Origin of the sequence: Serratia sp. LS-1, from assembly GCF_003719595.1 — a bacterium.
Lineage (GTDB): Bacteria > Pseudomonadota > Gammaproteobacteria > Enterobacterales > Enterobacteriaceae > Serratia > Serratia ureilytica.
Map to the genome: position 1 here is coordinate 500,414 of NZ_CP033504.1, position 19,023 is coordinate 519,436.

A 19,023-nucleotide genomic window follows, 5' to 3' on the forward strand; every position below is an offset into this window, starting at 1 on the left:
TTTAGAGGGTTACGCATGTATTAAGTGAATTCATCCGCCATAAAAAACGGCCTAAAAAGATTTAATGGAATGTAACCGTTTTCACTAATGTGATCGCACTCACTTATCTTCGACGCATTGCCTCCTATCATGTCGCACACTGATGACCGTTTTCTCCTGGAGGCTGTATGAGCGATACCGTCAAAGTGACACCGGCGGAGAAAAGCCCGACTCATGTCGGCATGACTTTTTTCGTCTGTTTTTTAGCCGCCTTGGCCGGCCTGCTGTTCGGTCTTGATATCGGCGTGATCGCCGGCGCCCTGCCGTTTATTACCGATACTTTTCAGATCACCAGCTCTCAGCAGGAGTGGGTGGTCAGCTCAATGATGTTTGGCGCCGCCGTCGGCGCCATCGGCAGTGGCTGGATGAACTTCCGGCTGGGGCGCAAATACAGTTTGATGATCGGCGCAATCCTCTTCGTGGCGGGATCGCTGTGTTCTGCGTTCGCTCCCAACGTGGAGGTGTTGATCGTTTCACGTATTCTGCTGGGATTGGCGGTGGGGATCGCTTCTTATACCGCGCCGATTTATCTTTCTGAAATCGCGCCGGAGAAAATCCGCGGCAGCATGATCTCGATGTATCAATTGATGATCACCATCGGCATTCTGGCCGCTTACCTGTCTGATACGGCATTCAGCTATACCGGCGCCTGGCGCTGGATGTTGGGTGTCATCACCATCCCGGCCGGGCTGTTGTTGGTCGGCGTGTTCTTTTTGCCTGACAGCCCGCGGTGGTTGGCCTCGCGTAATCGCCATGAGCAAGCGCGTCAGGTGTTGGAGAAGCTGCGCGACAGCAGTGCCCAGGCGCAGTATGAGCTGAATGAAATTCGTGAAAGCCTCAAACTGAAGCAAAGCGGTTGGGCGTTGTTCAAAGGCAATAAAAATTTCCGCCGCGCGGTTTTCCTTGGCATTCTTCTTCAGGTGATGCAGCAGTTTACCGGGATGAACGTCACCATGTATTACGCGCCGAAGATTTTCGGTCTGGCGGGCTTCGCCAGTACGGAACAGCAGATGTGGGGCACGGTGATCGTCGGTCTGGTCAACGTGCTGGCCACCTTTATCGCTATTGGGCTGGTTGACCGCTGGGGCCGCAAGCCCACTTTGATCCTTGGGTTTATCGTGATGGCCGTCGGCATGGGGGCGCTGGGCACCATGATGAACATCGGCATGAACTCGGCGGCGGAGCAATATTTCGCCATCGTCATGCTGCTGATGTTTATCGTCGGCTTTGCCATGAGCGCCGGCCCGCTGATTTGGGTGCTGTGCTCAGAGATCCAGCCATTGAAAGGCCGCGATTTCGGCATCACCTGTTCCACCGCCACTAACTGGATAGCCAATATGATCGTGGGGGCGACGTTCCTGACCATGCTGAATTCGTTGGGCAGCGCTCACACCTTTTGGGTTTACGCGGGGCTTAACGTGCTGTTTGTTTTCATCACGCTGGCGCTGATCCCGGAAACCAAAAATATTTCACTGGAACACATTGAGCGCAATCTGATGGCCGACAAACCGTTGCGTAATATCGGCTCGCGTTGATCTTTGCGGCAATAAAAAAGGCTCAGCCTGGGCTGAACCTTCTTCTTTTCGGCGGTGTAAACCGTTAAGCCAGCTTCTGCTGTGCCCAGGCCAGCCCGCTTTGGTATTCGCCCGGCAGCAGCGGCGCCAGCGCCTGCAGCGCCTGATGCAGATCGGCGGCGCTCGGGTCGTTCAGATTGAGGTGGCCGACCTTGCGGCCCGGGCGCACTTCTTTCTCATACCAGTGCAGATGCACCAGCGGCAGCGACAGCCACTGTTCGTTGACGGCGGTGCCGATCAGGTTGACCATCACCGACGGCGTGCTCACCACCGGCTGCGGCAGCGGCAGGCCGAGGATGGCGCGCAGGTGCAGCTCGAACTGGCTGATGGATGCGCCGTTTTGCGTCCAGTGGCCGCTGTTGTGCACGCGCGGCGCCAGTTCGTTGATCAACAGTCGATCGCCGACGATAAAGCATTCCATCGCCATCACGCCGACGTAGTTCAGCTCGTTCAGGATCGCCGCCAGCATCTGCTCGGCCTGTTGCTGCAGCGCCGGATTGGGCTGCGGCAGCGCCACGCTGGCGCGCAGGATGCCGTCTTCATGCAGGTTGTGGGTCAGCGGGTAGAAGACCGAACGGCCGTCGTGGCCGCGCGCGCCCACCAGCGACACTTCGCCGGAGAAATTGATGCCTTGCTCGACGATGCACTCGCCATAGGCATCGGCCGGCAGTTCGGCTTCCTGCCCCGGACGCAAGCGCCACTGGCCGCGGCCGTCATAGCCGCCGACCCGGCGTTTGACGATCGCCAGCTCGCCCAGCGCAGCGAACACCTGCGGCCATTCGGCGGCGCTCGCCAGCAGCTGCCACGGCGCGGTCGCCAGGCCGAGTTGATCGAGCAGCTGCTTTTGCGTCAGGCGATCCGCCAAACGCGGGAAGATGTCACGGTTGACGAAGGCGCTGTGAGTCGCCAGTTCGCGCGTCAGCGCGGTTTCCGGCCAGCGTTCAATCTCGGCGGTAATGACGCTGTTCTGATACGGCACCGCCTCGGGTTCAGCATCGATGCCGACAGGGTAGACGGCGATGCCCAGCGGTTCGCCGGCCTGGCGCAGCATGCGCCCCAGTTGGCCGTTGCCCAGTACGCAAACCGGCTTCATGCGTCCTCCCGCGGATCGGGGTGGTTCAAAACGTCTTCAGTCTGCGCCTGACGCCAGTCCGCCAAACGCTGCGCCAGCGCGGCGTCGTGCAGCGCCAGGATCTGCATCGCCAGCAGCCCGGCGTTGGCGGCGCCGGCTTTGCCGATCGCCAGCGTCCCCACCGGAATGCCGCGCGGCATCTGCACGATGGAGTAGAGGCTGTCCACGCCGCTCAGCGCGGCGCTTTGCACCGGCACACCCAGCACCGGCACCAGCGTTTTCGCCGCCAGCATGCCCGGCAGATGCGCGGCACCGCCGGCGCCGGCGATGATCACGTCAAAGCCGTTGGCGGCAGCCTGCTCGGCGAAGCTGAACAGCTTGTCCGGCGTGCGGTGAGCGGAAACGACTTCGACATGGAAGGGGACATCGAGCTGGGTCAGGACTTCGGCGGCGAACTGCATGGTGGCCCAGTCACTTTTCGATCCCATTACAATTGCGATTTTAGCCCCGGCATTGGCGGCTGAAGCGGCGTTGGCTCCCATGGGTGTAAGGCTCCTGTGATTTGTCTGGCGTCGGCTGAGGGCCGAATGAGGGCGTAGAGCATACCATGAGCGCACGGCGAGGAAAACGGTTGCGTCGCCGGTTTTCACCGGCGAAAGCGCGAATTTTCACCCGCGCGCCAGTGCGGAACTCAGAACGGGAATTGGATCAGCTCGACGGCGTCGGCGCTGACTTTGATCATCGATCCTTCGACGTGCCAGGCGCCCAGCACCGCGCGATGGGCTTCGCCGTTGCTCAACGCCAGCCGATGCACCGCCGGGCGATGGGTATGGCCGTGGATCATCCAGTGCACATCGTGGCGCAGCATCGTTTGCTCGACCGCCTGCGGATTGACGTCCATGATGGCGTCCGACTTGTACTGGTTGGATTGCTGGCTGCGGGCGCGCATCTTGGCGGCGATCTTCAGTCGCCAGCGCAGCGGCAGCGCGAGGAACAGTTTTTGAATCAGCGGGTTGTGCACTTTACGGCGGAATTGCTGATAGGCTTGATCGTCGGTGCACAGGGTGTCGCCGTGCAGGATCAGGATCCTGCGGCCGTACAGCTCCAGCACTTTTTCTTCCGGCAGCAGCTGCATGCCGCTGGCGCGGGCGAAGCGCTTGCCGAGCAGAAAATCGCGGTTGCCGTGGATGAAATAGCAGGGCACGCCGGCCTGTTGCAGCGCTTTCAGCGCCGCGGCGATCTCCGCGTGCAGCGGCTCGGGATCGTCGTCGCCGATCCAGGCTTCAAACAGGTCGCCGAGGATGTACAGCGCGTCGGCGTGCACCGCTTCGCGCCGTAAAAAACGCAGAAAACCGGCAGTGATTGCCGGTTCCTGTGCGCACAAGTGCAGATCTGCGATGAACAGCGTACTCATGCAGCCGCGATTACTCGCTGACGGTCACGCTGTTGATCACCACGTCTTCTACCGGTACGTCCTGGTGCATGCCGCTGCGGCCGGTTTTCACGCCTTTGATCTTGTTGACCACGTCCATGCCTTCAACCACTTCAGCAAACACGCAGTAGCCCCAGCCCTGCACGTTTTCGCCGCGGAAGTTCAGGAAGTCGTTGTCAGCCACGTTGATGAAGAACTGTGCGGTGGCGGAGTGCGGATCGTTGGTGCGCGCCATTGCCAGGGTGCCGATGGTGTTTTTCAAACCGTTGTTGGCTTCGTTCTTGATGGCTGCGTTGGTCGCTTTCTGGTTCATGCCCGGCTCGAAACCGCCGCCCTGGATCATGAAGCCGTTGATCACACGGTGGAAGATGGTGTTGTCGTAGAAACCGGCGCGGCAGTAGTTCAGGAAGTTTTCAACGGTAACCGGCGCTTTGTCAGCAAAGGTCTTGATAACGATATCGCCGTGATTGGTGTGGAAAGTAACCATAGTTTTAATCCTAACAAGGTGAAGTGAGACGTCACGTAAAGCGAGTGAACATTCAGACCGCCCTTATAACATATCCGCCCCAGCGAGTCAGCAGCGGCTCAACCGCGCACTGTCTGTGGTAATTGTATTTGTGTTATATTATAACGTTTGCGCCGGCCGGCGAATTTTGCGCTTTTTCTTCGCGTGAAGTCAGCAAAGCATGGCCTTAACCTTGCAATAGATCAGGCTTCAGGTTTCAATACGCTACCGGGCGTTAAACCTGAAGCCCGGTTATCTTTTTTGTTATCACGCACACCACGGAATCTCCCGATGCTAAAGATTTTTAATACCCTGAGTCGTCAAAAAGAGGAATTCAAACCCATTCATGCCGGGAAAGTGGGCATGTACGTGTGCGGGGTAACCATCTATGACCTGTGTCACATCGGCCACGGTCGTACCTTTGTCGCTTTCGACGTGGTGGCGCGTTACCTGCGCTATCTCGGCTATTCGCTGAACTACGTGCGCAACGTCACCGACGTGGACGACAAAATCATCCGCCGCGCGGCGGAAAATCATGAGACCTGCGACCAGCTGACCGAACGCATGCTGGCGGAAATGCATGCCGACTTCGACGCGTTGCTGATCGATCGCCCGGACAGCGAACCGCGCGCGACCCAACACATCGCCGAGATCATTGAGATCACCCAGCGCCTGATCGATCGCGATCACGCCTATGTGGCCAGCAACGGCGACGTGATGTTCTCCATCGACAGCGATCCGCAGTACGGGCTGCTGTCGCGCCAGGATCTGGAGCAGCTGCAGGCCGGCGCGCGCGTAGAGATCGACGACGTTAAGCGCAACCCGATGGACTTTGTGCTGTGGAAAATGTCCAAGCCGGGCGAGCCGAGCTGGCAGTCGCCGTGGGGGCCGGGCCGTCCGGGCTGGCACATCGAATGCTCCGCCATGAACTGCAAACAGCTGGGCACCCACTTCGACATCCACGGCGGCGGTTCCGATCTGATGTTCCCGCACCACGAGAACGAGATCGCGCAGTCGAGCTGCGCCCACGACGGCCCGTACGTCAATTATTGGATGCACTCCGGCATGGTGATGATCGACAAAGAGAAGATGTCCAAATCGCTGGATAACTTCTTTACCATTCGCGACGTGCTCGGCCATTACGATGCGGAGACGGTGCGTTACTTCCTGATGTCCGGCCACTATCGCAGCCAGCTGAACTACAGTGAAGAGAATCTCAAGCAGGCGCGCACCGCGCTGGAGCGCCTCTATACCGCGCTGCGTGGCACCGACGCCAATGCCGCGCCGGCCGGCGGCGAAGCGTTCGAAGCTCGCTTCCGCGAAGCGATGGACGACGACTTCAACACCCCGGAAGCCTACTCGGCGTTGTTCGATCTGGCGCGCGAGGTTAACCGCCTGAAGGGGGAAGACATGGCGGCGGCCAGCGGCATGGCGGCGGAACTGCGCAAGCTGGCGAACGTGCTTGGCCTGCTGCAGCAGGAGCCGGAGCAGTTCCTGCAAGGAGGCGCACAGGTTGACGACGGTGAAGTGGCGGAGATCGAAGCGCTGATCAAACAGCGTAACGAAGCGCGCGCCGCCAAGGACTGGGCGCTGGCGGATGCCGCGCGTGATCGCTTGAACGAGATGAACATCGTGCTGGAAGACGGCCCGCAGGGCACCACCTGGCGCCGTAAGTAATCCGGCAGAAGGAAATAAAAAAGGCGCTGAATTCAGCGCCTTTTTCTATGGCTGCGGGTTAGGGTTTAACCATGACCTTGCCGCCGCCGAACTCCACCACCTGATCGGCGACGATCTTGCAGCGCTTGCGGGTTTCGACCTTACCGTCGACTTTCACCTGCCCTTCGGCGATGACTTCTTTGGCGGCGCCGCCGCTTTCACACCAGCCCTGGAACTTCAGCAGATCGCACAGTTCGACATGGGGATGATTGTCCAGATTGAAAATTTCCATACTGCCTTACTTATTTAGGTTGAACGTCGTGATATTCCTCGCAGGCCTGCAAGGTATTTTGGATCAGTGTAGCCACGGTCATCGGGCCAACGCCACCCGGCACCGGGGTGATGTAAGCGGCGCGCTCGCTGGCGGCGTCGAAATCGACATCGCCCACCACTTTACCGCTTTCCAGGCGGTTGATGCCGACGTCCACTACGATGGCGCCCGGTTTGATCCAGTCGCCCGGAATGAAGCCCGGTTTGCCGACCGCCACCACCAGCAGATCGGCATTCTCGACGTGGTGGCGCAGGTTTTTGGTGAAGCGGTGGGTGACGGTGGTGGTGCAGCCGGCCAGCAGCAGCTCCATGCTCATCGGGCGGCCGACGATGTTGGACGCGCCGACCACCACGGCGTTCAGGCCGTAGGTATCGATGTTATAACGCTCCAGCAGGGTGACGATGCCGCGCGGCGTGCATGGGCGCAGCTTGGGCGCGCGCTGGCACAGGCGGCCGACGTTGTACGGGTGGAAGCCGTCGACGTCTTTGTCCGGATGGATGCGTTCCAGCACCTTGACGTTATCGATGCCGGCCGGCAACGGCAGCTGCACCAGAATACCGTCGATTTCCTCATCGGCGTTCAGCTGGTCGATCAACGCCAGCAGCTCGGCTTCACTGGTGGCAGCGGGCAGGTCGTAGGAGCGGGAGAGGAAGCCGACTTCATCGCAGGCGCGGCGCTTGCTGGCGACGTAAATTTGCGAAGCCGGATTCTCGCCGACCAGCACAACCGCCAGCCCTGGCGCGCGCTTACCGGCCGCCAGACGTTGTTTCACTTGCTCAGCCACTTCGTTTCTAACCTGCTGCGCAATCGTTTTACCATCAATAATCTTTGCTGACATCAGTGTGGAAATCCATCAATTAAGAAAAGCGGGGATGCCGCTATTCTGTCAGAAGCTGAGCGCGCTGTCAGGCGCAGAATCACCCTCGCCGCCGTCGGCGAGGCCGATTTACGCTTTTTTTATGCCGGCTTCAGGAACCTCTACGCCATTTTTACCGGCATTTGCATACGCTGGGGCCATACACGGGGCGAAAGAGGGCAGGATCATGAGAGCGATAACCCGGCTTTATCCGTTGCATCATCAGCCTGATCAGCAACCGGCGCAGCCTAAGCACGTTGGTGAGACGGTGTTCGATTCTTCGCTGCATCCGGCGGACAGTGAGCAACTCACCGCGCTGCATCAGCTTTGTCAGCACCAGGCGACGCCGTCGTGGCGGGCGCGCCTGAGCGCCCTGTGGCGGAAGCTGTGCGCATGAACGGCAGCGCATGGATAGGGTGCGCGCTATTGCTGGCTTGGGCGCCGTGGAGCCAGGCTTCTTTAAACAGCGCACGCCCTGACTCCGCTCTGGGGAAAAGAGGGGAGGCGACCTGCAACATGCAGGTGGTTGAGCATGCCGATTGGGGCGACATTACGGCGGTCGTTCAGTCCGCGCGCCTTTGCCTGCGGCGGGGCGATGGGCGGCAAGGGGCCGAACGCACGCCAGGCGATACCGCTGTCGGCCTGGCGCAACGCAGCATAGCGCGGGCCGCCGCACGGGCGCTGGCGGAAAAAACGCCATAAAGCACCGTCGCCGCCGTAACGTCATGAAAAGGCATTGACTCGCTAACCTCTGACCGTATAATCGCAACCCGCAACCACAGGTTGCCGCATCTCAATGCGCCCTTAGCTCAGTTGGATAGAGCAACGGCCTTCTAAGCCGTAGGTCATAGGTTCGAATCCTATAGGGCGTGCCATTAAGTATCAATGAGTTACGCCTTTCACCCCGTCTTTCCAATTTCATCATGGGACAGATTTGGGACTAAACCTCCGAAAATCGCATCAATTTGCCTCGCATGCTCAGTGAGATGGTTCGGTGCAAGGTGAGCGTATCGCTGTACCATTTCGATGCTCACCCAGCCGGTCTATTCTCCAAAGCTCAGCTTTTCGACGGTCGTGCAATTTCTGCGCTTGGCGAGTGATTAGGTATCCGGTCGCGGCGCCGCTGTTCCACCGGTGAAAACTCCTATTTCTCCCTCCCACGTTTATTCGCTAACGATGGTTCACTTCCCGCACCGGGCTCTCCGGTCGGGGAGTGAGTTCAGCACGCGCCGCACGGTGCAGCAATAAAAGACATTAATAACCTCAATAGGTTAGGAGTTTTCTCGGTAACCCTGCAATTTGTAAAGGATTGATCGTTTTCAACGATCGGTAAGATCTTATTGATCTGCACAACCAATTATCTTTGCTACACGGTCGCCGTTAAGATCGGGCAGGATATTATTCGGCGGTAACTCTTTATTCATCCGGTGAATACCACGTAGCGCTCGACAATTTATCAGGATAAAACCCCCGTACTCAGCCATGACGAGAACGTCTGCTAATCGCCCGCTTTCCCGCGATAACGAGATTGACGGTTCAGGGAGCACGGCAGAGAGAACGGCGTTTTCTCCCTGCAGCCTTCTCGGGTTTTCGAACCGTGGCGCAGCGCTATTTTTATCCTCACGGACTCTTTCGGCCCTGCAGCGGCCTTTTGTATTTTTCTGAGGCGACGAACCATGAATGCCCATCGCACCACCGGCAAACGCCCCGCATCCCCGCTGGCCACACTCCCCGATCGCCGGGTGCCCAATGCGCTTTTGCACCGGGATAGCGTGCAACGCATTCTCGTCATCAAGCTGCGCCACTTTGGCGACGTCCTGCTGATGACGCCGGTGCTCAGCACATTGCGCGTCAACTACCCCAATGCGTTGATCGATGTGCTGGTCTATGACGGCACCGAGGCGATGCTGGCCGGCAATCAGGATGTTTATCTGGCCTTTACCGTGGCTCGAGAGCTCAAGCGCCAAGGGCTGAAAGCGCAATACCGCGGCGAATATGCGTTATGGAACAGCCTGCGGACCGGCCATTACGATCTGGTGATCAACCTCTCCGATCAGTGGCGGGCAGCGTTGTACTGCCGTTTTCTCAAACCGACCTTCAGTCTGGGGTTTCGCTACCCCAAACGCGACAATCGACTCTGGCGGGCCTGCCATTCGCTACTGGTCGACGTTGCCGGCCCGGCGCAGCACACCGTGCTGAATAATCTCAGCATTCTGGCGCCACTGGCCTTGCCCACGACAATCACGCAGGTGACGCAAGCCTGGCGGCAATCTGATGTGGATGACGTTGACCGGCTCAGTCGACGCCATCACCTGACCGATTTTGTGCTGATACAGCCGACCGCACGCTGGGCTTTCAAGACCTGGACGGTGGACGGATTCAGCGCCGTGATTAACCACCTGACCGCCCAGGGCAGAACGGTGGTGCTCACCGGCGGACGCACGCAAGATGAATCCGCGATGATAAGCGCCATTATGGCCCGCTGCCTGTTACCGCGGCGGGTGATTAATCTGGCCGGGCGTCTGGAGCTGCCGGAGCTCGCGGTGCTGATTGACCGGGCGCGGCTGTTTATCGGGGTCGATTCGGTGCCGATGCACATGGCCGCCGCGCTGAATACGCCCTCGGTGGTGCTGTTCGGACCCAGCGACCTCGCGCGATGGTCCCCGTGGCAGGCGTCCCACACGTTGCTGTGGGCCGGAGACTATCGTCCGCTGCCCGCCCCGGAAGCCGTTGACACCAACACCCGCGAGCGTTACCTCGCGGCCATCCCGGCCGGCGATGTGATACAGGCGGTTAACAGGCAACTGGCATCCCTCGTCGGGTCTGCGCAGCGTTAATCCTGCGCGGCCTTCCACCGTGTTTTTTCTCTTATCAATGAGTACGTCACGATGCTATTCAACTCAGCAGTTTCCTCGTCGATACAAACGCCCCTTCAGCAACGGTTGTTTGCATTTACCGCCTTTTTGCTGGGAGCCTCCCTCCCGACCTCCAATCCCCTGATGAATATCTCACTGGGGCTGGTTGTCGTCTGTCTGCTCTGGCTGCGCGATATCCGGCCGTGGGCTGCACTGGTTTGTCATCCCCTGGTCTGGTTGCCGGCCCTGATATTTGCGCTGCTGGCGTTGTCATTGCTGACGCATGCTCACGCCTACGGCCCCAAAATGGTCGGCAAATACCAAAAATTGCTGTATGTCCTGCCGCTGGCGCTGTTCTTTCTGGCCGACTCGCGGCTGATGACGCAATTTGTCCGCGGCTTTTTGTGGGCCAATGCCGCGATATTGGCCATCAGCTTCATGAGCGGGCTTGGCCATGTCACATTGGGCGGCCTGAACCCCGACAACCCTACGGTGTTTAAGCTGCAAATCACCCAAAACGTGTTTATGGCGCTGGCGGCGCTGGTCTGGTTGTCGCGTGCTTTTGCCTGTAGCGGAAAACGGCGCTGGGGGTATGCGGGACTGGTGTTGTTGGCGACGGTTAATGTTCTGCTGATGGTGCAGGGGCGTACCGGGTATGTGGCATTGGCCGTTGGCATGGGTATCTGGTTATTGCTTACCCTCCGGCGCAAGCAGCAAGTGGCCGTGCTCGCCTGCGGCATACTGGCTGTCGTGATGCTGGTCATGACCCCCAATCGCGCCATGGAGCGCCTGACGCTGGGCGTCCAGCAAATTCAGGGGTGCGTTTTCGCCCCGGCCCAAACGGCTTATGCGGCCTGCGACAACTCCATGGGGCAACGCACCGCCTTCGCCCGCGGAGCCCTGCGACTGATAAAGCAATCCCCGCTGCTGGGCAACGGCGCCGGCAGCTTTTGGTACGGCAATCCATCCACCGGCTATGGCGTGCATAACCCGCACAATGAATACCTGTTGGAAACGGTGCAGAGCGGTTTGCTGGGATTGATGGTGTTCCTCACCTGGATGTGGAGTTGCTACCGCGTCGCTTGGCGCTTGCCGCCGGCGCGCCGAAATCTGTTCGTTGCGGTGCTCAGCAGCTACATGGCCTGCCATCTGTTCAATTCATTCCTGCTGGACTCGTCCGAAGGGCACCTGTTTGTCATTATCGCCGCCTTGCTGGCCGGGCTTTCCCTCACCACTCCGCCGTCTCTTCATGCAGACTTGCCTCAACCCCAGATGCGATAGGGGGTTGAAGTGCTTCGAAAATACGCGCTTGAACGCGGCGCTCAGCGCTCCTCCGCGCATCGGTGAAAAGCCAGCGGCCGACTGGTTCGCTCACAACGGCCGCCCCGGCGTTAACGCCGAGGCGGCACGGTTGCGGATGGCTTTTTTCCCTTCCGACGCAGTTTGCTGTGGGCGGAATTACTCTTTTTGCGCCATCACCTTCGCCCGGAACGCCGGACCGGCCACGGCGGTGCGCTCATCGCGGGCCAGCCAGCGGTAGGCGGTCGCGCCGAGGAAGACGCCGATAAACCAGCTGAAGTTGGCCACTTGGTGCAGGGCCGGAATAAAGCTGATGATCAGGCCAATGGCCACCGACGGCAGCAGCGCGGCAATGGCTTTCGGGTTAAAACCGTTGCGGTACCAGTATTTGCCTTTCGGGGTGTCATCAAACAGATCGTCCACGGATACCTGGCCGCGTTTGATCAGATAAAAATCGGCGATCAGGATGCCGAACAATGGGCCAATAAAGGCGCCCAGCACGTCGAGGGTGTAGTGGATAAGCTCCGGCGAATTAAACAAATTCCACGGCGTCAGCAGAATCGACCCAACGGCGGCAATCATCCCGCCGGTGCGGAAGCTGATTTTCTGCGGCGAACAGTTCGAAAAGTCAAAGGCCGGCGAGACGAAGTTGGCCACGATATTGATGCCAATGGTGGCGGTGATCATCGTCAGCAGGCCAATGGCGACCGCCAGATCGTTTCCAATGCGGCTGACGGTTTCAATCGGGTCGGTGATCATGTGGCCAAACAGCGATTGTGTGCCGGAAACAATCACTACGGTGACGATGGAGAACAGCAGGAAGTTGAACGGCAGGCCCCAGCGGTTGCCGCGGCGGATCTCGCCCATGTTTTTGCCGTAGCGGGAGAAATCGCCGAAGTTGAGCAGCGGCCCGGAGAAGTAGGAGACCACCAGCGCGGTGGCGGTGATCATTTGCCAGGTCTGCTCCCCGGCGGTCAGCGATTTGCTGGCCAGGGTAAAGGAAATCCCGTCAAAACCGGTCTTGTATACAATCCAGCCCGCCAGCGCCAGCATCACCACATAGACTGCCGGCCCGGCGATATCGATGAAGCGCTTAATGGCGTTCATGCCGTGCCAAAAGACCATCGCCTGCAGCAGCCACATGGTGGCGAAGCATAGCCAGCCCAGGAGCGACAGGCCGAGGAAGCCGCTTCCGGTGAGCGTGGACAGCGACGGCCAGAACTTGAGCAGCACCAGCATCAGGGCGTTGGCCGCAAGGTAGGTCTGGATCCCATACCAGGCGAAAGCGATAAGCCCGCGGATCACCGCCGGGATATTGGCGCCAAAGACGCCAAACGCCTGGCGGCAGATGACTGCATAGGGCACGCCGGCCATTTGGCTTGGCTTCGCCACCAGGTTGGCGCACAGCTGTACGATGCAAATGCCGATCAGCAGGCAGAGCAGCACCTGCCAACTGGCCAACCCGAGCGTGAAAAAGCTCGCCGCGACCACATAGCCCCCCATGCTGTGCACGTCCGACATCCAGAATGAAAAAATGTTGTACCAGCTCCAGTTTTGGTCGCGCGTCGGCGCGAGATCTTCATTACATAGTCGCGGGCTGTAGCCGGCGGTCGCGTCTTTGGCCGAAACCTGATGCATGTGTGTTGAATGTGGCATGAAACCTGCTCCTCTTGTTATGTGGATTGCTGAGGCTATTGCAGGATCCAGGCCACAATGGCTGATTTTGCATACAGAAACCGAGCGTTATGTATACGATTTTGCTATCGATAGGTGAAACCGGAGTGGGTGAATGAATACTGAACATTGTCTCCAGGCCGCGCCAGCGCTGCAGGACAAAGATGAAACCATTTATCAGGCGTTGATGACGGCGATTGTCGAGCATCAGCTGCCACCGGGCAGCAAATTGCCGGAGGAGGCGTTGTCCGACGTGTTTGCCGTGAGCCGCACCGGCATCCGTAAGGTGCTGCAACGACTCGCCGCTGTGCAAATGGTTAGCCTGAAGCCCAAACGTGGTGCATATGTCGCCAGCCCGACGGTGGAAGAGGCGCAGGCTATCTTCCGCACGCGCGCGCTGCTGGAGGTCGCCAACCTTCCCGATATTATCGCCCGCTGTCGGGCGCCCCATCTGGCGGCACTGGAGCGCATTATTCAGCTGGAACAGCAGGTGCATGAGGCTTACGACGGCCCGGCGGCGATTCGCTATTCCGCCGATTTTCATATTCAGCTGCAGGCGATCTCGGGCAATTCGGTTATCACCGACATGGTGACGCGTCTTTGCCAGCGTTCTTCCCTGGTCATCGCCACCTGGGGCGCGCCGTGGCGGCAGGGGTGCCGTTGCGACGATCATCAGCAGTTGGTCGGTTTGTTGCGGGATAAAGCGCTGCAGCCTCTGAGCGACGCCCTGATGCGCCATTTTGATCATATTGTCGCCAGCCTGCGCTTTGAGCGCGATGGCGTCAGCCTGCCCGATTTTTCCCGGCTGTTCGCCGGTTACAAGGAGCCGTGATGTCTTCTGTTTGCATACAGGTTATCAACCCCAACACCAGTCAGGCGATGACCGACACCATCGCCGCTGCCGCGCGCACCGCCGCCGCGCCGGGCACCGAGATCCTGGCGGTGTGTCCGCGCGACGGGGTGCCGTCCATTGAAGGGCACTTTGACGAAGCCATCGCGGCGATCGGCGTGCTGGAACAGGTGAGGGCGGGGCGACGGCAGGGCGTTGACGGTCATGTGATCGCCTGTTTCGGCGATCCGGGATTGCTGGCCGCGCGCGAGCTGGCGCAGGGGCCGGTGATCGGCATTGCGGAAGCGGCGATGCATATGGCGTCGATGGTGGCGACCCGTTTTTCGATCGTCACCACGTTACCGCGCACGCTGATTATCGCCCGCCACCTGCTGCATCAGTACGGTTTTCATCAGCATTGCGCGGCGCTGCACGCCATTGACTTGCCGGTGCTGGCGCTGGAGGACGGCAGCGGGCTGGCGCAGGAGAAAGTGCGCGAGCGCTGCATCCGTGCTCTGAAAGAGGATGGCTGCGGGGCGATTGTGCTCGGCTGCGGCGGAATGGCGACGCTGGCGCAGGAACTGACCCGCGAGCTGCGGGCGCCGGTGATTGATGGCGTCAGCGCGGCGGTAAAAATGGTGGAGTCGCTGGTGGCGTTGGGGTTATCGACCAGCAAACAAGGGGACTTGGCCTATCCCGAAACCAAAGCGTTAAGCGGTCAATTTCAGTCGTTAAATCTATTTTAAAGGGATGAAGAATGGTCATTGTCGATGAGAATTACCCCCGTGACCTGCGAGGCTACGCCGGAGATCCGCCGCATGCGCGCTGGCCGGGCAACGCGCGGATTGCCGTGCAGTTTGTGCTCAATTACGAGGAGGGCGCGGAGAATCATGTGCTGCATGGCGATGCGGGATCGGAACAGTTTCTCTCCGATATTATCGGCGCCGCCAGCTATCCGGCGCGCCATATGTCGATGGATTCGCTGTACGAATACGGTAGCCGGGCGGGCTTTTGGCGGATCCACCGCGAGTTCAGCCGGCGTGGCCTGCCGTTGACGGTCTTCGGCGTGGCGATGGCGCTGGCGCGCCAGCCGGAGATTGTCGCGGCGATCAAAGCGGCGAAATACGATGTGGTCAGCCATGGTTGGCGCTGGATCCATTATCAACATATGGATATCGCTGAGGAGCGCGAGCATATGCAAAAAGCGGTGCAAGTGCTGGCCGACCTGTTCGGCAAAGCGCCTACCGGTTGGTATACCGGGCGCGACAGCCCCAACACTCGGCAACTGGTCGTGGAGCAGGGCAGTTTTGATTATGACAGCGATTATTACGGCGATGATTTGCCGTTCTGGAGCGAAGTGGCGTGCGGCGACGGCAGCCGTCGGCCGCACCTGATCGTTCCTTACACGCTGGACGCCAACGACATGCGTTTTGCCACCGCTCAGGGGTTTAATACCGCCGAGCAATTTTACACCTATCTGAAAGACAGCTTCGACGTGCTGTACGCTGAGGGCGAGGAGGCGCCGAAGATGATGTCGGTGGGGATGCACTGTCGTCTGCTGGGCAGGCCGGGGCGTTTTCGCGCGCTGCAGCGTTTTCTCGATTATATCCAGCAACACGAACGGGTGTGGGTCTGTACGCGGCAGCAGATAGCGGACCATTGGCGCGAGACCCATCCGTACCCGGGAACATGACGCATGCCAGGCTGCGCTGTGTCGGCCCGCTGCGCAGCATGTTTTCGTATGGCCAATAACGCTGCCGCTCAGCTCGCTCCAATGCTTTGATGGATCGACAGAGCGGCCGTAGGGCAAACGACCCGCCGCCAATTGAACCTTCGTTTATTTTGCCGCGTTACAATAGGTGAAAATTTCCCCATGGAGCCTATCGTGCGCAAATCCAGATTCTTTCTCGTGACCTTGCTGTGCCTGTGCGGCGCCGCCGTGCTGTACGTCATGGCTTACCGGGCGTTGGGGCATTACCTCAGCGACGGGGAGAAGGCCTACCCGGACATCACCGTTGAAATCCGCTGAGGGCCGTGCGCCGCCGCGGTGATTGCGCCGATTTTTTCGCACTGATTTACCCGCCATTTACCCGCCGTCGGCAATGATGACGCTGCGTCTCCACACTGTGTGGTTCTCTTGGGCGGAATGCGGTTATGTCACTGCAACAGGTATCGAATGTTTCTTTGAGCAATAACGGCTTAAAAGGCATCGGTTACAAACATTACGCGTTGGCGATCGTGGCGTTTTCGGCGATCGTGCGGTTTATTTCCTTAACGGATCGGTATTTTTGGTGCGACGAGGCCTCCAGCGTGCTGACCAGCCGCTATGATGTGGGCGCTTTGCTGTACCATGCTTCCTTCGATGTTCACCCGCCGCTTTATTACCTGCTGCTGCATGGCTGGATGGTGCTGTTTGGCGACGGCATTATGGCGGCCCGCGCGCTGAGCCTGGTGTTCGGCGTGATGACGGTGGCGCTGGCGATGCGTTTTACCCGTTGGTTGGCCAACGAGCGGGCGGCGCTGACCGCGGGATGGCTGATGGCGATCATGCCGATGGCGGTGCGTTACAGCCAGGAGGCGCGCATGTACGCGCTGATGGGGCTGCTGGCGATCGCCGCCGCCATGGCGCTGGCGAAGTGGCTGAAAACGCCGGATAACCGCCGCTATCTGGCGCTGTATGCGCTGTTGATGACGCTGAGCTTTTATACTCACTACTTCACGATTTTCACGCTGATCGCGCACTGGCTGGTGGTGTTGGCGCTGTCGTGCCGCCGCGAAGGCGAGTGTTACATCAGGCTGCCGGCGTGGTGGGGGGCCAATGCGGCGATTGGCGTGGCCTATATTCCCTGGCTGCTGGTGCTGCTCAATCTGCTGGCGCATATTGCCGAACTGCGGGTCGGCGGCGACGTCGGTTGGATCCCTCAGGTTGCCTGGGGCGATCTGCCGGCGATGTATTGGCGTTTTCTCACCGGGCATGATGGCAGCAACTATCCCACGATCATTCTCTGGCTGCTGCCGGCGATGTTTGTCGCCTTATGTTCACTGCTGCTGTGGCGGCGCCAGATGCCGAGAAAATATGCGCTGCTGCTGCTCGGCGGCATGCTGATCCCGGTGACGTTGGTATTCGCCATTTCCTGGCGTTCGCCGCTGTTTGTCGATCGCTACCTTTATTCCGCCGCGCTCGGCATTCCGCTGGTATTGGGCGTGCTGATCGCCGGTACGAAAAGCCGGGTGCGCGGGATCTCTTTGCTGCTGTTCTTCAGCCTGCTGTTCGGCTGCGGCGTGCGCAACGACTATCCGGTCGAGAAAGATGAGTTCAAGGTGATGGTGCACTACATCAACAGTAACTATCAGCCCAACGATGCGGTGGTGGTCAGCAACATGTTCAACTACCTGAGCTATGTGTATTACAACAAGAAGGGCTATCGCGCCTTGCTGTATACCCCCGCCAGGCCCAACGGCATTTCGGGCAAGCCCAATGCCTATGGTTTCGGCACCTTTTTCCACGATCGGGCGGCGCAGACCTACGTCGATAACCTCAGCGCGTTAGCGAAAGGCCATCGCCGGGTCTGGCTGGTCAGCGGCGGGGATTTCAATCAGGACTTCGGTCGTTCGCCGCCGGGGTGGGTCAACACCGGCACCTTCAAAAGCGGCGGTTTCGAGTCGAGGCTATTCGTGGTGCCTTGAGCGGAATGTCATATTTCCCATTCGGCGTTACATCTGGCCGAGCAAACTTACGCGGGGATGACAGTTCTATACATTGGGATTGGTACTGTAGCTCTACCCGATGATGTTGTGTGTTATCCATTCCCTGTAGTGTATTACCCCATCCCTGTTAAGTTTATCCCGCCTTGTGCGGGATTTTTTTTATCTGCGCATACCCGGCGGCGTGTAGCGCGATTTTTTTGAATGACACCGTCAGTTTTATTCAGTATTCAGCCGTTGCGCGCTTGATTAGATTGAACGCGAGATGGGCGTCGTCGGCGCCTCTGTGCAATGAGTGGAGAATTTCTATGGCGAAGACAGTAGTGGTGTTTCATTCCGGCTACGGCCATACCGAGCGTTTGGCGAAAGTGGTGGCGGAAGGCGCTGGGGCCGAACTGATCGCTATCGATCAGGAAGGCGATATCAGCGATGAAGCGTGGCAGAAGCTGGATGAGGCGGACGCCATCATCTTTGGCTCACCGACCTATATGGGCGGCCCGTCCTGGCAGTTCAAGAAATTCGCCGACGCCAGCTCCAAAGCCTGGTTCGGCCGCAAGTGGCAGGACAAAGTGTTCGGCGGCTTTACCAACAGCGCCAGCCTGAACGGCGACAAGCAGGTTACGCTGATTGCGCTGCAAACGCTGGCTTCGCAACATGGCGGCCTGTGGGTCAGCCTGGGGCTGCTGCCGGCCAACACCAAATCGGCGCAGCGCACCGACGTCAATAACCTGGGCGGTTCGGTGGGGCTGCTGGTGCAGACCCCGGCGGATGCCGGCGTGGATGAGATGCTGTCGGGCGATCTGGCGACCGCCAAGCTTTATGGCCAGCGCGTGGCGGGCTTTGCCGCCAAACTGGCGTAAGGCCTTGCCGCGTGCAGCGTTCATTTTCTCTGCACATTTGGCGTGTAAGCTGCGAAATGTTATTAGCCTGCTTGGGCTAACGCTGCATTTCGTACAAATATTCCCGGTTCCTAGGCCGGGTTTTTTGTTGCTAAGGTCTGCTTAAGCTTTCGCCGCTACACTGCATGGCAGCACAGGCATGCAATGAATGGCTGTGTCGTAACTGTCGATTTGCTGTTGTTCAAGCAAGCCCGCTTTAGGCGGGCTTTTTTTGGGTTGTTATTGCACGGGCGGCCCAGTTGCAGGAAAATAATCGCGTAGTTATTCAAATATCATTCAACGAGCAATAACCACAAT

The 19,023-nt window shown here is 59.2% G+C and carries 17 protein-coding genes, 1 tRNA gene and 3 pseudogenes; 13 read left to right on the forward strand and 8 right to left on the reverse strand.

Annotated features, from left to right (window positions below; genetic code table 11):
- Window positions 1–167 precede the first annotated feature (167 nt).
- On the forward strand, window positions 168–1,574 hold the full coding sequence (locus tag EDY99_RS02415) for a sugar porter family MFS transporter (RefSeq protein WP_123061437.1): 1,407 nt from the start codon (window positions 168–170) through the stop codon (window positions 1,572–1,574).
- A 64-nt stretch (window positions 1,575–1,638) separates the two neighbouring features.
- Here EDY99_RS02415 and purK read toward each other — a convergent pair whose 3' ends face one another.
- The 4 genes from purK to ppiB all read right to left on the reverse strand — a co-directional run bounded on the left by purK (window position 1,639) and on the right by ppiB (window position 4,604).
- On the reverse strand, window positions 1,639–2,706 hold the full coding sequence (purK, locus tag EDY99_RS02420; protein ID WP_069100256.1) for a 5-(carboxyamino)imidazole ribonucleotide synthase: 1,068 nt from the start codon (window positions 2,704–2,706) through the stop codon (window positions 1,639–1,641).
- Window positions 2,703–3,227, reverse strand: a complete 525-nt coding sequence (gene purE / locus EDY99_RS02425; protein WP_004940188.1) for a 5-(carboxyamino)imidazole ribonucleotide mutase — start codon at window positions 3,225–3,227, stop codon at window positions 2,703–2,705. Before purE ends, purK begins: the two co-directional genes overlap by 4 nt.
- A gap of 149 nt (window positions 3,228–3,376) precedes the next feature.
- The gene (locus EDY99_RS02430; protein WP_033642139.1) at window positions 3,377–4,099 is read right to left on the reverse strand and encodes a UDP-2,3-diacylglucosamine diphosphatase; all 723 of its coding nucleotides are present in this window, start codon (window positions 4,097–4,099) and stop codon (window positions 3,377–3,379) included.
- Window positions 4,100–4,109: 10 nt separating this feature from the next.
- The gene (ppiB, locus tag EDY99_RS02435; RefSeq protein WP_016928800.1) at window positions 4,110–4,604 is read right to left on the reverse strand and encodes a peptidylprolyl isomerase B; all 495 of its coding nucleotides are present in this window, start codon (window positions 4,602–4,604) and stop codon (window positions 4,110–4,112) included.
- 309 nt (window positions 4,605–4,913) lie between these two features.
- Between ppiB and cysS the strand changes: the two genes are divergently transcribed.
- Window positions 4,914–6,299: a cysteine--tRNA ligase gene (cysS, locus tag EDY99_RS02440; protein WP_033642140.1), complete on the forward strand. Its 1,386-nt coding sequence runs from the start codon at window positions 4,914–4,916 to the stop codon at window positions 6,297–6,299.
- A 58-nt stretch (window positions 6,300–6,357) separates the two neighbouring features.
- On the opposite strand, the gene ybcJ is transcribed toward cysS, so the two are convergent.
- Window positions 6,358–6,570 (reverse strand): ribosome-associated protein YbcJ, encoded by a 213-nt coding sequence (gene ybcJ, locus EDY99_RS02445; RefSeq protein WP_033642141.1) that lies wholly within the window; start codon window positions 6,568–6,570, stop codon window positions 6,358–6,360.
- 10 nt (window positions 6,571–6,580) lie between these two features.
- A complete protein-coding gene (folD, locus tag EDY99_RS02450) occupies window positions 6,581–7,447 on the reverse strand; it encodes a bifunctional methylenetetrahydrofolate dehydrogenase/methenyltetrahydrofolate cyclohydrolase FolD (protein WP_004940177.1) in 867 nt (288 codons plus the stop codon).
- Window positions 7,448–7,652: 205 nt separating this feature from the next.
- On the opposite strand from folD, the gene EDY99_RS02455 reads away from it, so the two are divergent.
- From EDY99_RS02455 to EDY99_RS02465, 3 genes are all read left to right on the forward strand, one after another.
- Window positions 7,653–7,862: a hypothetical protein gene (locus tag EDY99_RS02455; protein WP_042783825.1), complete on the forward strand. Its 210-nt coding sequence runs from the start codon at window positions 7,653–7,655 to the stop codon at window positions 7,860–7,862.
- Window positions 7,859–8,167, forward strand: coding sequence for a hypothetical protein (locus EDY99_RS02460; protein WP_046688391.1), 309 nt, complete (start codon window positions 7,859–7,861; stop codon window positions 8,165–8,167). The genes EDY99_RS02455 and EDY99_RS02460 overlap by 4 nt, the downstream gene beginning before the upstream one ends.
- A 96-nt stretch (window positions 8,168–8,263) precedes the next feature.
- Window positions 8,264–8,340, forward strand: a tRNA-Arg gene (locus EDY99_RS02465).
- A 24-nt stretch (window positions 8,341–8,364) separates the two neighbouring features.
- Here EDY99_RS02465 and EDY99_RS02470 read toward each other — a convergent pair.
- Window positions 8,365–8,505, reverse strand: a pseudogene (locus EDY99_RS02470) (integrase); the annotation flags it as partial.
- 636 nt (window positions 8,506–9,141) lie between these two features.
- Here EDY99_RS02470 and rfaQ point away from each other — a divergent pair.
- Both rfaQ and EDY99_RS02480 read left to right on the forward strand, forming a co-directional pair.
- Window positions 9,142–10,302, forward strand: a complete 1,161-nt coding sequence (gene rfaQ / locus EDY99_RS02475) for a putative lipopolysaccharide heptosyltransferase III (RefSeq protein ID WP_123061438.1) — start codon at window positions 9,142–9,144, stop codon at window positions 10,300–10,302.
- A gap of 51 nt (window positions 10,303–10,353) precedes the next feature.
- Window positions 10,354–11,601 (forward strand): O-antigen ligase, encoded by a 1,248-nt coding sequence (locus EDY99_RS02480; RefSeq protein WP_123061439.1) that lies wholly within the window; start codon window positions 10,354–10,356, stop codon window positions 11,599–11,601.
- Between the two features lie 177 nt (window positions 11,602–11,778).
- On the opposite strand, the gene EDY99_RS02485 is transcribed toward EDY99_RS02480, so the two are convergent.
- Window positions 11,779–13,275, reverse strand: a complete 1,497-nt coding sequence (locus tag EDY99_RS02485; RefSeq protein ID WP_033642144.1) for an NCS1 family nucleobase:cation symporter-1 — start codon at window positions 13,273–13,275, stop codon at window positions 11,779–11,781.
- A gap of 133 nt (window positions 13,276–13,408) precedes the next feature.
- Here EDY99_RS02485 and EDY99_RS02490 point away from each other — a divergent pair, with 133 nt between their 5' ends.
- The 6 genes and pseudogenes from EDY99_RS02490 to EDY99_RS02510 all read left to right on the forward strand — a co-directional run bounded on the left by EDY99_RS02490 (window position 13,409) and on the right by EDY99_RS02510 (window position 18,687).
- Complete coding sequence (locus EDY99_RS02490) at window positions 13,409–14,125, forward strand: GntR family transcriptional regulator (RefSeq protein WP_033651130.1); 717 nt, start codon at window positions 13,409–13,411, stop codon at window positions 14,123–14,125.
- A pseudogene (locus tag EDY99_RS02495) lies at window positions 14,125–14,992 on the forward strand (aspartate/glutamate racemase family protein); the annotation flags it as partial. The gene EDY99_RS02490 and the pseudogene EDY99_RS02495, both read left to right, overlap by 1 nt.
- Window positions 14,961–15,815 (forward strand): annotated as a pseudogene (gene puuE / locus EDY99_RS02500) (allantoinase PuuE); the annotation flags it as partial. The pseudogenes EDY99_RS02495 and puuE, both read left to right, overlap by 32 nt.
- A 192-nt stretch (window positions 15,816–16,007) precedes the next feature.
- Window positions 16,008–16,151 (forward strand): hypothetical protein, encoded by a 144-nt coding sequence (locus tag EDY99_RS24460; protein ID WP_162837200.1) that lies wholly within the window; start codon window positions 16,008–16,010, stop codon window positions 16,149–16,151.
- 125 nt (window positions 16,152–16,276) lie between these two features.
- The gene (locus tag EDY99_RS02505; RefSeq protein ID WP_069100253.1) at window positions 16,277–17,809 is read left to right on the forward strand and encodes a glycosyltransferase family 39 protein; all 1,533 of its coding nucleotides are present in this window, start codon (window positions 16,277–16,279) and stop codon (window positions 17,807–17,809) included.
- Between the two features lie 326 nt (window positions 17,810–18,135).
- Window positions 18,136–18,687, forward strand: a complete 552-nt coding sequence (locus EDY99_RS02510; RefSeq protein WP_123061440.1) for a flavodoxin family protein — start codon at window positions 18,136–18,138, stop codon at window positions 18,685–18,687.
- The last annotated feature ends 336 nt before the right edge of the window (window positions 18,688–19,023 follow it).

Coding starts and splice junctions, on each gene's coding strand:
- EDY99_RS02415 (WP_123061437.1), top strand. CDS start 168: ATGAGCGATACCGTCAAAGTGACACCGGCGGAGAAAAGCCCGACTCAT.
- purK (WP_069100256.1), bottom strand. CDS start 2,706: ATGAAGCCGGTTTGCGTACTGGGCAACGGCCAACTGGGGCGCATGCTG.
- purE (WP_004940188.1), bottom strand. CDS start 3,227: ATGGGAGCCAACGCCGCTTCAGCCGCCAATGCCGGGGCTAAAATCGCA.
- EDY99_RS02430 (WP_033642139.1), bottom strand. CDS start 4,099: ATGAGTACGCTGTTCATCGCAGATCTGCACTTGTGCGCACAGGAACCG.
- ppiB (WP_016928800.1), bottom strand. CDS start 4,604: ATGGTTACTTTCCACACCAATCACGGCGATATCGTTATCAAGACCTTT.
- cysS (WP_033642140.1), top strand. CDS start 4,914: ATGCTAAAGATTTTTAATACCCTGAGTCGTCAAAAAGAGGAATTCAAA.
- ybcJ (WP_033642141.1), bottom strand. CDS start 6,570: ATGGAAATTTTCAATCTGGACAATCATCCCCATGTCGAACTGTGCGAT.
- folD (WP_004940177.1), bottom strand. CDS start 7,447: ATGTCAGCAAAGATTATTGATGGTAAAACGATTGCGCAGCAGGTTAGA.
- EDY99_RS02455 (WP_042783825.1), top strand. CDS start 7,653: ATGAGAGCGATAACCCGGCTTTATCCGTTGCATCATCAGCCTGATCAG.
- EDY99_RS02460 (WP_046688391.1), top strand. CDS start 7,859: ATGAACGGCAGCGCATGGATAGGGTGCGCGCTATTGCTGGCTTGGGCG.
- rfaQ (WP_123061438.1), top strand. CDS start 9,142: ATGAATGCCCATCGCACCACCGGCAAACGCCCCGCATCCCCGCTGGCC.
- EDY99_RS02480 (WP_123061439.1), top strand. CDS start 10,354: ATGCTATTCAACTCAGCAGTTTCCTCGTCGATACAAACGCCCCTTCAG.
- EDY99_RS02485 (WP_033642144.1), bottom strand. CDS start 13,275: ATGCCACATTCAACACACATGCATCAGGTTTCGGCCAAAGACGCGACC.
- EDY99_RS02490 (WP_033651130.1), top strand. CDS start 13,409: ATGAATACTGAACATTGTCTCCAGGCCGCGCCAGCGCTGCAGGACAAA.
- EDY99_RS02505 (WP_069100253.1), top strand. CDS start 16,277: ATGTCACTGCAACAGGTATCGAATGTTTCTTTGAGCAATAACGGCTTA.
- EDY99_RS02510 (WP_123061440.1), top strand. CDS start 18,136: ATGGCGAAGACAGTAGTGGTGTTTCATTCCGGCTACGGCCATACCGAG.